Annotated in this window: 10 protein-coding genes; 9 read left to right on the top strand and 1 reads right to left on the bottom strand. The window is 71.3% G+C overall.

From position 1 onward, the window contains the following. Positions 1 to 798: carbohydrate kinase family protein (locus ACTWQE_RS31215; protein WP_443332447.1), on the bottom strand; the 798-nt coding region annotated here is incomplete at its 3' end. A 553-nt stretch (positions 799 to 1,351) separates the two neighbouring features. On the opposite strand from ACTWQE_RS31215, the gene ACTWQE_RS31210 reads away from it, so the two are divergent. The 9 genes from ACTWQE_RS31210 (at position 1,352) to tpiA (ending at position 14,210) form a co-directional block, all read left to right on the top strand. Next, positions 1,352 to 1,762 (top strand): hypothetical protein, encoded by a 411-nt coding sequence (locus tag ACTWQE_RS31210; protein ID WP_443332446.1) that lies wholly within the window; start codon positions 1,352 to 1,354, stop codon positions 1,760 to 1,762. Positions 1,763 to 2,412: 650 nt separating this feature from the next. Beyond that, complete coding sequence (gene uvrC / locus ACTWQE_RS31205; RefSeq protein ID WP_443332445.1) at positions 2,413 to 4,464, top strand: excinuclease ABC subunit UvrC; 2,052 nt, start codon at positions 2,413 to 2,415, stop codon at positions 4,462 to 4,464. Further along, complete coding sequence (rapZ, locus tag ACTWQE_RS31200) at positions 4,461 to 5,390, top strand: RNase adapter RapZ (RefSeq protein WP_443332444.1); 930 nt, start codon at positions 4,461 to 4,463, stop codon at positions 5,388 to 5,390. Before uvrC ends, rapZ begins: the two co-directional genes overlap by 4 nt. Positions 5,391 to 5,548: 158 nt before the next feature. Continuing rightward, positions 5,549 to 6,619, top strand: coding sequence for a gluconeogenesis factor YvcK family protein (locus ACTWQE_RS31195; RefSeq protein WP_443332443.1), 1,071 nt, complete (start codon positions 5,549 to 5,551; stop codon positions 6,617 to 6,619). Next, positions 6,610 to 7,599 (top strand): DNA-binding protein WhiA, encoded by a 990-nt coding sequence (gene whiA / locus ACTWQE_RS31190; protein WP_356180392.1) that lies wholly within the window; start codon positions 6,610 to 6,612, stop codon positions 7,597 to 7,599. The genes ACTWQE_RS31195 and whiA overlap by 10 nt, the downstream gene beginning before the upstream one ends. A gap of 316 nt (positions 7,600 to 7,915) precedes the next feature. Further along, the gene (locus tag ACTWQE_RS31185; protein WP_443332442.1) at positions 7,916 to 10,864 is read left to right on the top strand and encodes a M14 family zinc carboxypeptidase; all 2,949 of its coding nucleotides are present in this window, start codon (positions 7,916 to 7,918) and stop codon (positions 10,862 to 10,864) included. A 126-nt stretch (positions 10,865 to 10,990) separates the two neighbouring features. After that, positions 10,991 to 11,995, top strand: a complete 1,005-nt coding sequence (gene gap, locus ACTWQE_RS31180; RefSeq protein ID WP_443332441.1) for a type I glyceraldehyde-3-phosphate dehydrogenase — start codon at positions 10,991 to 10,993, stop codon at positions 11,993 to 11,995. Between the two features lie 99 nt (positions 11,996 to 12,094). After that, complete coding sequence (locus ACTWQE_RS31175; RefSeq protein ID WP_443332440.1) at positions 12,095 to 13,306, top strand: phosphoglycerate kinase; 1,212 nt, start codon at positions 12,095 to 12,097, stop codon at positions 13,304 to 13,306. A gap of 127 nt (positions 13,307 to 13,433) precedes the next feature. Continuing rightward, the gene (gene tpiA / locus ACTWQE_RS31170) at positions 13,434 to 14,210 is read left to right on the top strand and encodes a triose-phosphate isomerase (protein WP_443332439.1); all 777 of its coding nucleotides are present in this window, start codon (positions 13,434 to 13,436) and stop codon (positions 14,208 to 14,210) included. Positions 14,211 to 14,269: the final 59 nt, after the last annotated feature.

The raw sequence follows: 14,269 nt of genomic DNA, 5'->3' as shown, positions 1-14,269 counted from the left end.
GCGGTGGAGCAGAGCCGCGTTCACGGTGTCACCCGCGCCGATGGTGTCCACCACCTCCACCGGCTCACCCCGCACCGAGAGTTCACCGCTGTCGCGGGTCACCACGCTCAGCCCCTTCCCCCCATGGGTGAGGACCACGGCGGCCGGCCCGGCGGCCAGCCAGTCCTGAGGGGCGCCCCCGAGCCACTCGGCGTCCTCCTCGGACAGCTTCACCAGGGAGGTGTACGGGAGCCAGGACCGGAATCGGGCCCGGTAGGCGTCCGCGTCGGGGATCAGCGCGGCCCGGATGTTCGGATCGAGGGCCGTGAACACCCCGCGCCCCGCCTCCCGCCGCAGCAGCTCCTCGTATGCGCTCGCGCCCGGCTCCAGCACCAGTGAGCAGGTGCCCAGCGACAGCGCGCGCGCCGTGTCCGGAAGCCGGGCGGGCAGTTCGAAGAGCCGGTCGGCGGTGCCCTCGACGTAGAAGCCGTAGCCCGCTGAGCCGTCCTCCGCTATGGCGGTGACCGCCAGGGTGGTGGGCTCAGGGCCCCGCTGGACCAGCGAGGTGTCCACACCGTCGGCCCGCAGCCCGCGCAGAAGAGCCTCCCCGAAGGCGTCGGTGGACACCCGGGAGCAGAAGGCGGTGGGGGAGCCGAGGCGGCCCAGGGCCACGGCGGTGTTGTAGGGGCCGCCGCCTGGGCGGGGCAGCAGCGCGGCGAGCGCTCCGCCCTCCGCCTCCGGGCCGAGGCCGTGGTCCGGTCCGGTGGGACCAGGACCGGGCACGAGGTCGATGAGGGCTTCTCCGGCTACGACGATCACGCACCGCATCCTTTCTCGAGGGAGACCGCGCGTCCACCGGTCGAGCGGCATGAGTCGACGGCGGTCCGGCGGTCCGGCGGTGCGCCGGTGCCCGGGCGTCCGGCCCGGATTCCGGTGGTCGGCTCGTTCCGGTCCGAACCGGGCGGTCGCGAAGCGAACCCGTGTACGTCCTCGGGCTCGGGGCGCGGGGAGCCCGGTCGATTCCCCGCGCCACCGTCGACCCCAACAGCGGTACGCGTGCCCCGACTCCCATGCCACTTTCGGACATGCGCGGATCCGTCCCCCCAGTGGGTTGGGTCACCCACGGCGCCAACCGGTGTGTCCCTACGGCGTCCACAGGAGCGGAGAGCCGCATTACTCCACCGGGCAGACCGGGATCAAGTTGGGCGAGGGGAGACATGCATGTGATCTACGATTATGACAATGTCAACAGCCGGGCCCCGGGGGCGCGTTACCCCCGACGACCGTTACCGCTGTGCACCCCGACAGCAGGTACGTCGACACCAGCGAGTTCTCCTGGCCCGCTCACTCGACCGGATCGGAGCGTGAGGCCGTGACTGCTCAGAGGAACGCCGGCCGCGCGGCCGTCACCGGAGCCCTCGCCGGCGCCCTGCTCGCACTCGCCCCGCAGGTCCAGGCCCAAGCCCGACCACAGGCCCAAGCCCGACCACAGGCCCAGGCCCAGGCCAACGCCCGAGCGCAGGCTCAAGCGGTGGCCCGGCCCGCGACCGTCCACGCCCACCCCGCAGACCTCCACGGGGCGCACGGCGCCCCCCGGCCCGCCTCGGCGCACGACCAGGAGGGCAGGGCCGGTGGCTACGGACCGCCCGCGGAACCGTCTCCGGTGACCGGGCAGTACGCCGACGAGAGTCTGGTGACGGCGGCCTCCGCCGCCACCGCCGCGGCGGCGGTCCTCGCGCTCGGCCTCAGCGCCGCGGCAGCCCGTCGCCGTCACCACCGCTGAGCCCGCCTCCTTCCTGTGACGACCCGAGCCGGAGCCGGTGGCAGAGCCTGGGCGGGCGGTTTCGGTACGCGTGGCCGGGCGCTCGCGCACACGGATGAGCGGCGCTCGGGCTCCGCGCGGCCGCGCCGGCCTCGGCCTCGGTGTCGGACACATCACACCGGCTCATCGCACGCACCGTCCCCACCACCCGTTGCCGTGCCGCGTCGGCCAGGATTCACCCCGCTCGCCGCCCGGGCACTGCCCTCCCCCAGCTCCTGCGCGGAGGGACGCCAGCCGCGTTGCCCGACCGAGTAGACCCTGCCCCCGGCCTTCGGCATGGGGAACCACAGAGGCGATCCGGCGCCTTGCCGCCGACCGCACCAGGTCACCTCACTACCGGGAAAGCCTGGCTGACGCGGCACTGGCCTTCAGGAGCTGCCGCACCCCGGGGCGGCCGCGACCGGGCGGGGCCCACCGCGCGGGCGGCTCCGCCGAGCGGACTCCGGCCGCCCGGAGCACGCGTCCTGAGCCGCCCCGAGCACGTGTCCCGAGCCGCCCGGGCCCCGCCTGAGCCGATGGCCACCGGCCTTGCCGCGGGCGGCAGCAAGCACCCGCCTCCGGAGTGCCCCAGCAAGGTCGAACTGTCACCGCGCGCCAGTAGGGTGAGGGGCATGGCAGACCCCAGCAGCTACCGACCCAAGCCGGGACAGATCCCCGACTCGCCGGGGGTCTACAAGTTCCGCGACGAGCACCGCCGGGTGATCTACGTCGGGAAGGCGAAGAGCCTCCGCCAGCGGCTCTCCTCGTACTTCCAGGATCTCGCCGGGCTGCATCCGCGTACCCGCACCATGGTCACCACGGCTGCCTCGGTCGAGTGGACCGTCGTCTCCACCGAGGTCGAGGCGTTGCAGCTGGAGTACTCCTGGATCAAGGAGTTCGACCCACGCTTCAACGTCAAGTACCGCGACGACAAGAGCTACCCCTCGCTCGCCGTCACCCTCAACGAGGAGTTTCCCCGGGTGCAGGTGATGCGCGGTCCCAAGAAGAAGGGCGTCCGCTACTTCGGCCCGTACGCCCATGCCTGGGCCATCCGCGAGACCGTCGACCTGATGCTGCGGGTCTTCCCCGTACGCACCTGCTCCGCCGGGGTCTTCAAGCGCTCCGCGCAGATCGGCCGTCCCTGTCTGCTGGGTTACATCGGCAAGTGCTCCGCCCCCTGTGTCGGCCGGGTCACCCCCGAGGAGCACCGCGAACTCGCCGATGAGTTCTGCGACTTCATGGCCGGGCGCACCGGGGCGTATCTGCGCCGTCTGGAGCAGCGGATGAAGGACGCCTCGGACGAGCTGGAGTTCGAGAGGGCGGCCCGGCTCCGCGACGACATCGAGGCGCTGCGCCGCGCCATGGAGAAGAACGCCGTCGTCCTCACCGATGCCACCGACGCCGATCTGATCGCGGTGGCGGAGGACGAGCTGGAGGCCGCCGTCCAGATCTTCCACGTCCGGGGCGGCCGGGTGCGCGGCCAGCGCGGCTGGGTCACGGACAAGGTCGAGGCCGTGGACACCGCCGGACTCGTCGAGCACGCCCTCCAGCAGCTCTACGGCGAGGAGAGCGGCGAGGGCGTCCCCCGCGAGGTCCTGGTCCCCGCTCTGCCCCACCCGGTCGAACCGGTCGCCCAGTGGCTCGCCTCGCGCCGCGGCTCGAATGTGAGCCTGCGGATACCCCAGCGGGGCGACAAGAAGGATCTGATGGCGACGGTGCAGCGCAACGCCCAGCAGGCGCTGGCGCTGCACAAGACCAAGCGGGCCTCGGATCTCACCACCCGTTCCCGGGCCCTGGAGGAGATCGCCGAGGCGCTGGACCTGGACTCGGTGCCCCTGCGCGTCGAGTGCTTCGACATCTCGCACCTCCAGGGCGACGACGTGGTGGCGTCCATGGTCGTCTTCGAGGACGGTCTCGCCCGCAAGAGTGAATACCGTCGCTTCCAGATCAAGAGCTTCGCCGGCCAGGACGACGTGCGGTCGATGCACGAGGTCGTCAGCCGGCGCTTCCGCCGTTACCTCCAGGAGAAGCAGCGGACGGGGGAGTGGGACGAGGAGACCGGCGGCCAGGCCGACGTCGTGGCCGGGGGCGAGGTCGACGCCGTGGCCGGTGGCCCGGTGGACCCGGAGACCGGCCGGCCGCGCCGTTTCGCCTATCCGCCGCAGCTCGTCGTGGTCGACGGCGGACGGCCCCAGGTCGCCGCCGCCAAGCGGGCCCTGGACGAGCTGGGTATCGACGATGTCGCCGTCTGCGGCCTGGCCAAGCGCCTGGAGGAGGTCTGGCTGCCCGACGAGGAGGACCCCGTGGTGCTGCCCCGCACCAGCGAGGGGCTCTATCTCCTCCAGCGCATCCGTGACGAGGCCCACCGGTTCGCCATCACGTACCAGCGCAGCAAGCGCAGCAAAGCGATGCGGGCCGGGCCGCTCGACACGGTCCCCGGCCTCGGCGAGACCCGCCGCCAGGCGCTGCTCAAGCACTTCGGATCGCTCAAGCGGCTGCGGGCCGCCACCATCGACCAGATCTGCGAGGTGCCCGGCATCGGCCGCAAGACGGCCGAGACGGTCGCGGTGGCCCTCGCACAGGCGGCACCGGCCGCCCCGGCGGTGAACACCGCCACAGGAGAGATCATTGATGACGAGGCCGCAGCCGCGGCGTCCTCGTCGGAACGGGGGCAGGACAGATGAACCAGAACGACGGAGACGGAGCACAGGTGAGTACGGCCGCGACGGCGGAGGGCACCGACAACGGAGCCATCCCCGAGCTGGTGATCATCTCTGGTATGTCGGGCGCGGGCCGGAGCACCGCCGCCAAGTGCCTGGAGGACCTCGGCTGGTTCGTTGTCGACAATCTGCCGCCCGCCCTGATCCCCACCATGGTGGACCTCGGCGCCCGCTCGCAGGGCAATGTGGCCCGGATCGCCGTCGTCGTCGACGTCCGCGGCCGGCGCTTCTTCGACAATCTCCGTGAGTCCTTCGCCGATCTGGCCGCCAAGAACGTCAAGCGCAGAGTGATCTTCCTGGAGGCCTCCGACGAGGCGCTGGTCCGCCGCTTCGAGTCCGTACGCCGCCCGCACCCCCTCCAGGGCTCCGGCCGCATCGTCGATGGCATCGCGGCCGAACGGGATCTGCTGCGGGAGCTGCGCGGCGACGCGGACCTGGTGATCGACACCTCCAGCCTCAACGTCCATGAGCTGCGCGCCAAGATGGACGCCCAGTTCGCGGGCGAGGAGGAGCCGGAGCTCCGGGCCACCGTCATGTCCTTCGGCTACAAGTACGGCCTGCCCGTCGACGCCGACCTGGTCGCGGACTGCCGCTTCCTGCCCAATCCGCACTGGGTCCCCGAGCTGCGTCCCTTCACCGGGCTCAACGAGGAGGTGTCCCACTACGTCTTCCACCAGCCCGGCGCGAAGGAGTTCCTGGACCGCTACGCCGAGCTGCTCCAGCTCATCGCCACCGGGTACCGCCGCGAGGGCAAGCGCTATGTGACGATCGCCATCGGCTGCACCGGCGGCAAGCACCGCAGCGTCGCCATGTCCGAGAAGCTTGCGGCCCGGCTGGCCGCGGAGGGTGTCGAGACCGTGGTCGTCCACCGGGACATGGGGCGCGAGTGAGACGCGGGGAAAGGGGCCGGGGCGACGCGGCGACTCCCGGTGAGGACGGCGGCGGCGGCCCGCCCGGACACGCTTCCGGACGCGGTGCCCCCGCGCCGGACAGCGAGGTCGCAGGCGCCCGCTCCACACCCGGACCGGCCCCGGACGCTCCGTCACCGGTGCCCGCGTCCCGCGGGGCGGCGACGGGGCGGACCTCACGGCTGCGGCGGGTGCTCGTCCCCGGACGTACGGGGCTCACCACACGGCGTACCAACCGCAGGCGCGGCGCGCAGCCCAAGGTCGTCGCGCTCGGTGGCGGGCAGGGCCTGTCGGCCTCGCTCGCCGCGCTGCGCCGTATCACGGGCGATCTGACCGCTGTCGTCACCGTCGCCGACGACGGGGGCTCCAGTGGGCGCCTCCGCGACGAGCTGGGGGTTCTCCCGCCCGGAGACCTCCGCAAGGCGCTTGCCGCGCTGTGCGGGGACGACGACTGGGGCCAGACCTGGGCCCGGGTGATCCAGCACCGTTTCGCGAGTGAGGGCGATCTGCACGGCCACGCCGTCGGCAATCTGCTGATCGTCGCTCTGTGGGAGCAGCTCGGGGACCACGTCAAGGCGCTGGAGTGGGTCGGCCGTCTGCTCGGCGCTCACGGTCGGGTGCTGCCGATGTCGGCCGTACCGCTGGAGCTGGAGGCGCTCGTACGGGGCCATGACCAGGCCCGCGCCGAGGAGGTCACCACCGTCCGTGGCCAGGCCACGGTCGCGCTGACCCGCGGCGAGGTCCAGTCCGTCCATCTGGTGCCGCACGACCCGCCCGCCGTCCCCGAGGCCGTGGAGTCGGTCCGCGACGCGGACTGGGTCGTCCTCGGCCCCGGCTCGTGGTTCTCGTCCGTGATCCCGCATCTCCTCGTCCCGGAGCTGCTCACGGCGCTCACGGAGACCAAGGCGCGCCGGGTGCTCTCGCTGAACCTCGCCCCGCAGCCCGGTGAAACCGAGGGCTTCTCACCGCAACGTCATTTGGAGGTTTTGGCCCGACACGCCCCTAAACTCGCCTTCGACGTGGTGCTGGCCGACGAGGCCGCCGTGCCCGACCGGAAGAGCCTCACCGATGCCGCCCAGCGGCTGGGCGGCGCGGTCGAGCTGGCGCCGGTGGCCGCGCCGGACAGCTCGTCCCGGCACGACCCGGAGCTGTTGGCCGCCGCGTACGACCGTATTTTTCGGATGCATGGAAGGATCGGCCCATGGCGATGACGGCAGCGGTGAAGGATGAAATCTCCCGGCTCCCCGTCACCCGTACCTGCTGCCGGAAGTCGGAGGTCTCGTCGATCCTGCGGTTCGCGGGAGGACTGCATCTGGTCAGCGGTCGGATCGTGATCGAGGCGGAGCTGGACACCGGGATCGCGGCCCGCCGGCTGCGCAAGGACATCCTGGAGATCTTCGGGCATGCGTCCGATCTGGTGGTGATGGCCCCGGGCGGACTGCGGCGCGGCAGCCGCTACGTCGTACGGGTGGTGGCGGGCGGTGACCAGCTGGCGCGGCAGACCGGGCTGGTCGACGGCCGCGGCCGCCCGATCCGCGGGCTCCCGCCGCAGGTCGTCTCCGGTGCCACGTGTGACGCCGAGGCCGCCTGGCGCGGTGCGTTCCTGGCACACGGCTCGCTCACCGAGCCCGGCCGCTCATCGTCCCTGGAGGTCACCTGCCCCGGTCCGGAAGCCGCTCTCGCGCTGGTCGGCGCGGCCCGCAGGCTCGGCATCGCGGCCAAGGCGCGTGAGGTGCGCGGTGTGGACCGGGTCGTCGTACGCGACGGGGATGCGATCGGCGCGCTGCTGACCCGGCTCGGGGCCCATGAGTCCGTGCTGGCCTGGGAGGAGCGGCGGATGCGCCGTGAGGTCCGGGCCACCGCGAACCGCCTCGCCAACTTCGACGACGCCAATCTGCGCCGCTCGGCGCGGGCCGCCGTCGCCGCCGGAGCCCGGGTCCAGCGGGCTCTGGAGATCCTGGGCGAGGAGGTGCCGGAGCACCTCGCGGCAGCCGGGCGGCTGCGGATGGAGCACAAGCAGGCGTCGCTGGAGGAGCTGGGCGCGCTCGCCGACCCGCCCCTGACCAAGGACGCCGTCGCGGGCCGTATCCGACGGTTGCTGGCGATGGCGGACAAGCGGGCGCAGGACCTGGGCATCCCCGGCACGGAGTCGAATCTGACCGAGGAGATGGCCGACGGCATGGTCGGCTGACCGCATGACCGCATGACCGCATGACGCCTGAACGGGCCGACCGTTTTCCACCGGCTTCCACCGACCGGCGACGACCGGGATGCGGCCGCGGACCCCCCAGTGGGTGCCGCGGCCGCTGTCTTTCGCGCACTCCCGGTGCGGCTCCACCGGCGTTCGCCCTGTCCGGTGTTTGATGGCCGGGCCGGGCCGGGCCGCCGGCCGCATCACCTGACCCTCGTACCGCACGTGCCGTACGACGGCGCTATTGACATGATCATGCAGAGTCAGAAATCTGTCGTCTGCGCACAGATGTGCCGGACCAGGCAAGGGGGTTCATGTGAGACGCAGAGCGAGATCGATCCTCGCAGCGGCTTCACTCATGCTGGGCGGACTGGTGGCGGCACCCGCCGCGCAGGCCGGACCGGCAGCCGGACCCGGCGGCGACGAACTGACCGTCTGGACCGCGAAGGTGACCAGGCAGCAGGTCCCGCTGCTCCTCCAAGCGGGCGCCGACGGCCATGAACTGGCCGAGCGGCCGCCGGACAAGAGGACCGCGGAGGTCGAACTGTTCCTCACCGGCGACCAGGCCGGCCGGCTGAAGAGCAAGGGCGTCGACCTCACCGAGCGAAAGATCCCGGAGGGGACGGAACAACGGCTGGCGGCGGCGGGCGACGGGGTCTTCCGCCCGTACAGCGGCGAGAACGGACTGCGGCAGGAGATCGTCGCCACCGCCGAGGCCCACCCCGCGATCGCCAAGGCCGTCAGCATCGGAAGGACCGTGGGCGGCAAGGACATCCTCGCCCTCAAGGTCGGCAAGGACGCGCGGAAGATCCGTGACGGCGCCAAGCCCTCGGTGCTCTACCTGTCCAACCAGCACGCCCGCGAGTGGATCACCCCCGAGATGACCCGCCGGCTGATGCACCACTACATCGACAGCTACGGCAAGGACGACCGCATCACCAGGATCGTGGACTCCACCGAGCTGTGGTTCGTGATCTCCGCGAACCCCGACGGCTACGACTTCAGCTTCACCCCCGGCAACCGCCTGTGGCGCAAGAACCTCCGCGACAACAACGGGGACGGAAAGATCGCCCCCGGCGACGGCGTCGACCTCAACCGCAACTTCGCCTACAAGTGGGGCTACGACAACGAGGGCTCCTCGCCCGAGCCGGCCGACGAGACCTTCCGCGGCCCCGGCCCCATGTCCGAGCCCGAGACCCGGGCCCTCGACGACTTCCAGAAGCGCATCGGCTTCGAGTACGGCATCAACTACCACTCCGCCGCGGAGCTGCTCCTCTACGGCGTCGGCTGGCAGGTCGCCACCCCGACCCCCGACGACGTCCTCTACCGCGCCCTCGCCGGGACCCCGGAGAAGTCGGCGATCCCCGGCTACCGCCCGCAGATCTCCTCCGAGCTCTACACCACCAACGGCGAGGCCGACGGCCAGGCGGGCAACGTCAACGGGATGATGATGTTCACCCCCGAGATGTCGACCTGTGCCACCGCATCCCGCGTCGACCCGAACGACGCCTGGAACGCGGCCGACTGCCTGTCCGGCTTCAACTTCCCCGACGACCGCACGCTGATCGAAGCGGAGTTCCGCAAGAACATCCCGTTCGCGCTCGCCGTCGCCGAGACCGCCGGCCACCCGGACCGGCCCTCCTCCCCGGTCGGCCTCGACGCCCCGGACTTCACCCCCGACACCTTCACCACCTCCTACGCCCGCGGCGGTGACCAGGAGGTCTCCGTCACCGCCCGCAGGAGCGTCCGCGACAAGCGGCTGAACTACCGCGTCAACGGCGGCCGTACGCACACCGGGCGGCTCGCGGCCTGGAAGGGCGGGGAGACCTACGGCGGGGGCGACAACCTCCGCTTCGACCAGTACCGCGCCGGGATCGGGGACGCGGAGCCGGGCGACAGGGTCGAGGTCTGGTTCACCGGCCGTACCGCGGAGGGCGGGCGGACCGCGAGCAAGCCCTTCACCTACACCGTCGCCACGCGCCCCCGGGCGGACACCCTCGTCATCGCCGACGAAGGCGGCACCGGCGCGGCGCGGCACACCGGCGCGTACACCGGAGCGCTCGCCGACAACGGCCGCAGGGCAGCCGTCTGGGACGTCGCCACTCACGGTGCGCCGCACCCCCTGGGCATCCTGAGCCACTTCCGTACCGTGCTCTGGCACACCGGCGCGGCCGAGCCGGGCGGCGCGACCCTGCTGGCCGTACGCGACTTCCTCAACGAGGGCGGCAAGCTCATCACCACCGGCGAGAAGGCGGGAGGCAGCTCCACCGTGGGCCGGGCGGCCACCGATGACTTCAGCCAGTACTACCTCGGGGCCGGCGGCCGGATCTCCGTGAAGTCCCCGCCGCGCTTCGCCGGCACGGGGCTGCTCGGCGGAAGCGGGGCCGCCCTCGGCGACGCCGGCGGCAACCCGCTGGACGGCGCGGGGGCCTACACCGTCCTCTCCGACGAGCTGCCTCCCCGGCAGTTCCCGCAGTTCCGCAGTGCCTCCGCGGGCGACTACCCGGGCGTACGGACGCCGTTCCAGCCGTACGAGGGCGACTGGTTCGCCGCCGCCCGGCACCAGGACAACTCCTGGATGCGGCTCGCCCGTACCGTCGACCTGACCGGGACCGACGCCGCCGCGAAGCCCGCCCTGGAGTTCCAGCTCAGCTTCGACACCGAGCGGGACTACGACAACGTGGTCGTCGAGGCGCACACCGTGGGCCAGGACGACTGGACCACGCTGCCCGACGCCCGCGGCGGCACCACGACCGAGGTGCCCGCCGAATGCACCGAGGGGTTCTACCTCCGCGGCCACCCCTTCCTGGCGCACTACCTCACGGTGGGGGAGGACGCGTGCCGCTCCGTCGGCAGCTCCGGCAGCTGGAACCGCTTCACCGGCTCCTCCGACGGCTGGCAGTCCGTCGCCGTCGACCTGAGCGGCTACGCGGGCAAGCAGGTCGAGCTGTCCGTTTCGTACATCACCGACCCGGGCACCGGCGGGCGGGGCGTCTTCGTCGACAACACCCGTCTCGTCACCGACGGTACAGGAGGGGAGACCGAGGGCTTCGAGAGGGCACTCGTCCCCTGGACCGTCCCGGGCCCGCCGGCCGGCAGCCCGGCCAGTACCGCGGACTGGGCCCGCTCCCAGGAGTTGTTCCGCTCCTCGGCGGCGGTGACCACCCGCGACACCGTGCTCCTCGGCTTCGGCCTGGAGCACATGACCGGCGTGAAAGAGCGCGCGAAGGTGGTACGAGCAGCACTGCGCGCCCTGCGCCGCTGACCCTGCGTGTCCCCGGCCGCCCGATGTCACCCGAACCGCCCGGGAGGGGTAGGGTCGGGGGTGGTCGGGGACATCCCATACAGCTCGCCGGCGTCCAGACCGGCGTACCAACGAGGAGATCGGTTCGTGACGATCCGCGTAGGCATCAACGGCTTCGGCCGCATCGGCCGTAACTACTTCCGCGCGCTCCTGGAGCAGGGTGCGGACATCGAGATCGTCGGTGTCAACGACCTGACCGACAACGCCACCCTGGTGCACCTGCTCAAGTACGACACCATCCTGGGTCGTCTGAAGCAGGACGTCAGCCACACCGACGACACCATCACGGTGGGTAACCAGACCTTCAAGACGATGGCGGAGCGCGACCCGGCGAACCTCCCCTGGGGCGAGCTCGGCGCCGACATCGTGGTCGAGTCGACCGGCATCTTCACCAAGCGCGAGGACGCCGCCAAGCACCTCGCCGCCGGTGCGAAGAAGGTCCTGATCTCCGCGCCCGCCAAGGACGAGGACATCACGATCGTGATGGGCGTCAACCACGACAAGTACGACGCCGCCAAGCACGACGTCATCTCCAACGCCTCCTGCACCACCAACTGTGTGGCGCCGATGGCCAAGGTGCTCGACGAGAGCTTCGGCATCGTCAAGGGCATGATGACCACGGTCCACGCCTACACCAACGACCAGCGCATCCTGGACTTCCCGCACAAGGACCTGCGCCGCGCCCGGGCCGCCGCGGAGAACATCATCCCGACCTCCACCGGTGCCGCGAAGGCCACCGCCCTGGTCCTCCCGCAGCTCAAGGGCAAGCTGGACGGCATCGCCATGCGCGTCCCGGTCCCCACCGGCTCGGTGACCGACCTCGTCCTCGAGCTCGACCGCGAGGTCACCAAGGACGAGATCAACTCCGCCTTCCAGAAGGCCGCGGAGGGCCAGCTCAAGGGCATCCTGGAGTACACCGAGGACGCGATCGTCTCCTCGGACATCGTGAACTGGCCGGCCTCCTGCACCTTCGACTCCGCCCTGACCATGGTCCAGGGCAAGCAGGTCAAGGTCGTCGGCTGGTACGACAACGAGTGGGGCTACTCCAACCGTCTGGTGGACCTGACCACCTTCGTCGGCGGCCGGCTCTGACAGCAGCAGGCACCTCGAAGTGAGTGACAGGGCTCGCGCAGCGCACAGCGCGCCGCACGAGCCCTGTTGCCTGTCGTGACACCAAGGAGTCCACGAAGCATGAAGACGATCGATGAGCTCATCGACGAGGGCGTGGCGGGCAAGCGGGTCTTTGTCCGTGCCGACCTGAATGTGCCGCTCGACGGCACCACCATCACCGATGACGGCCGTATCCGCGCCGTCCTGCCGACCGTCACCAAGCTCGCCGACGCCGGCGCCAAGGTGGTTGTCGCCTCCCACCTGGGCCGTCCCAAGGGCGCCCCGGACCCGCAGTTCTCCCTCGCCCCCGCCGCCAAGCGACTGGCCGAACTCCTCGACAAGGGCGTTGCCTTCGCCACCGACACCGTCGGGGAGTCCGCGCGCGCCACCGTCGCCGGGCTCGCCGACGGCCAGGTCGCGTTGCTGGAGAACCTGCGCTTCAACGCCGGTGAGACCAGCAAGGACGAAGCCGAGCGCGGTGCGTTCGCCGACCGGCTCGCGGAGCTGGCCGACCTGTACGTCGGCGACGGTTTCGGTGCCGTCCACCGCAAGCACGCGTCCGTCTATGACCTTCCGGCCCGCCTTCCGCACGCGGCGGGCTATCTGATCGCCGCCGAGGTCACCGTCCTCAAGAGGCTCACCGAGGACGTGAAGCGCCCGTACGCCGTGGTGCTCGGCGGTGCCAAGGTCTCCGACAAGCTCGGCGTGATCGAGCATCTGCTGGAGAAGGCCGACCGCATCCTGATCGGCGGCGGTATGGCGTACACCTTCCTCAAGGCCCAGGGCCACGAGGTCGGCGGGTCGCTGCTGCAGGAGGACCAGGTCCCCGCGGTTCAGGACTACCTGGAGCGCGCCAAGGCCAAGGGCGTGGAGTTCGTCCTTCCCGTCGATGTGCTGGCCGCGCACGAGTTCCCGGACCTGAAGACCAAGGCGCCGGCCAACCCCACGGTCGTCGCCGCGGACGCCATCCCGGCCGACCAGGAGGGCCTGGACATCGGCCCGCGGACCCGTGAGCTGTACGCCTCGAAGCTCGCCGACGCGGCCACTGTCTTCTGGAACGGCCCGATGGGCGTCTTCGAGCACCCGGACTACGCCGAGGGGACCCGCGCGGTCGCCCAGGCCCTGGTCGACAGCCCGGCCTTCACGGTCGTCGGGGGTGGTGACTCGGCCGCAGCCGTGCGCACCCTGGGCTTCGACGAGAGCGCCTTCGGCCACATCTCCACCGGTGGCGGCGCGAGCCTGGAGTACCTCGAAGGCAAGACGCTCCCCGGCCTGGCGGCGCTGGAGGACTGACCTCCATGAGCGACACACAGGCGGCCACGGGGCCGCAGACCGACACGATTCCCGTACCTCCGCGCCGACCGGGCGGAGCCGCGGGAGCCCCCGGACGGTGTCCGGGGGAGAACCAGAAAGGACGGGCATGACCAGCCGCATCCCGCTGATGGCGGGCAACTGGAAGATGAACCTCAACCACCTCGAGGCCATCGCGCATGTCCAGAAGCTCGCCTTCGCCCTGACCGACAAGGACTACGACGCCGTCGAGGTCGCCGTCCTGCCGCCCTACACCGACCTGCGCTCGGTGCAGACCCTGGTCGACGGCGACAAGCTCAAGATCAAGTACGGCGCCCAGGACCTCTCGGCGCACGACTCCGGCGCGTACACCGGAGAGATCTCCGGCGCGATGCTGTCCAAGCTGAAGTGCAGCTATGTGGTGATCGGTCACTCCGAGCGACGGCAGTACCACGGTGAGGACGAGCCGCTGGTCAACGCCAAGGTCAAGGCCGCGTACCAGCACGACCTCACCCCGATCCTCTGCGTCGGCGAGGGCCTGGACGTCCGCAAGGCGGGCAACCAGGTCGCGCATACCCTGGCCCAGCTCGACGGGGCGCTCGAGGGCGTTCCGGCCGAGCACGCCGAGACCATCGTGATCGCCTACGAGCCGGTGTGGGCGATCGGGACCGGCGAGGTGGCCACCCCCGAGGACGCCCAGGAGGTCTGCGGGGCGATCCGCGGCCGTCTGGCGGAGCTCTACGGCCAGGAGCTGGCCGACAAGGTCCGCATCCAGTACGGGGGCTCGGTCAAATCGGGCAATGTCGCGGCGATCATGGCGCAGCCCGATGTGGACGGCGCGCTCGTCGGCGGGGCCTCGCTCGATGTCGACGAGTTCGTCAAGATCGTCCGCTTCCGTGACCAGTAAGTAGGCCGGAGGCGGTACTCCGTCGTACCCTGTCGGGGGTTGGGGAAGAAAAAAAGAAG

Origin of the sequence: Streptomyces sp. 8N706, from assembly GCF_052245415.1 — a bacterium.
GTDB lineage: Bacteria > Actinomycetota > Actinomycetes > Streptomycetales > Streptomycetaceae > Streptomyces.
Note: the sequence above shows the minus strand (reverse complement) of the source record. Positions and strands in the feature narration are given on the sequence as shown.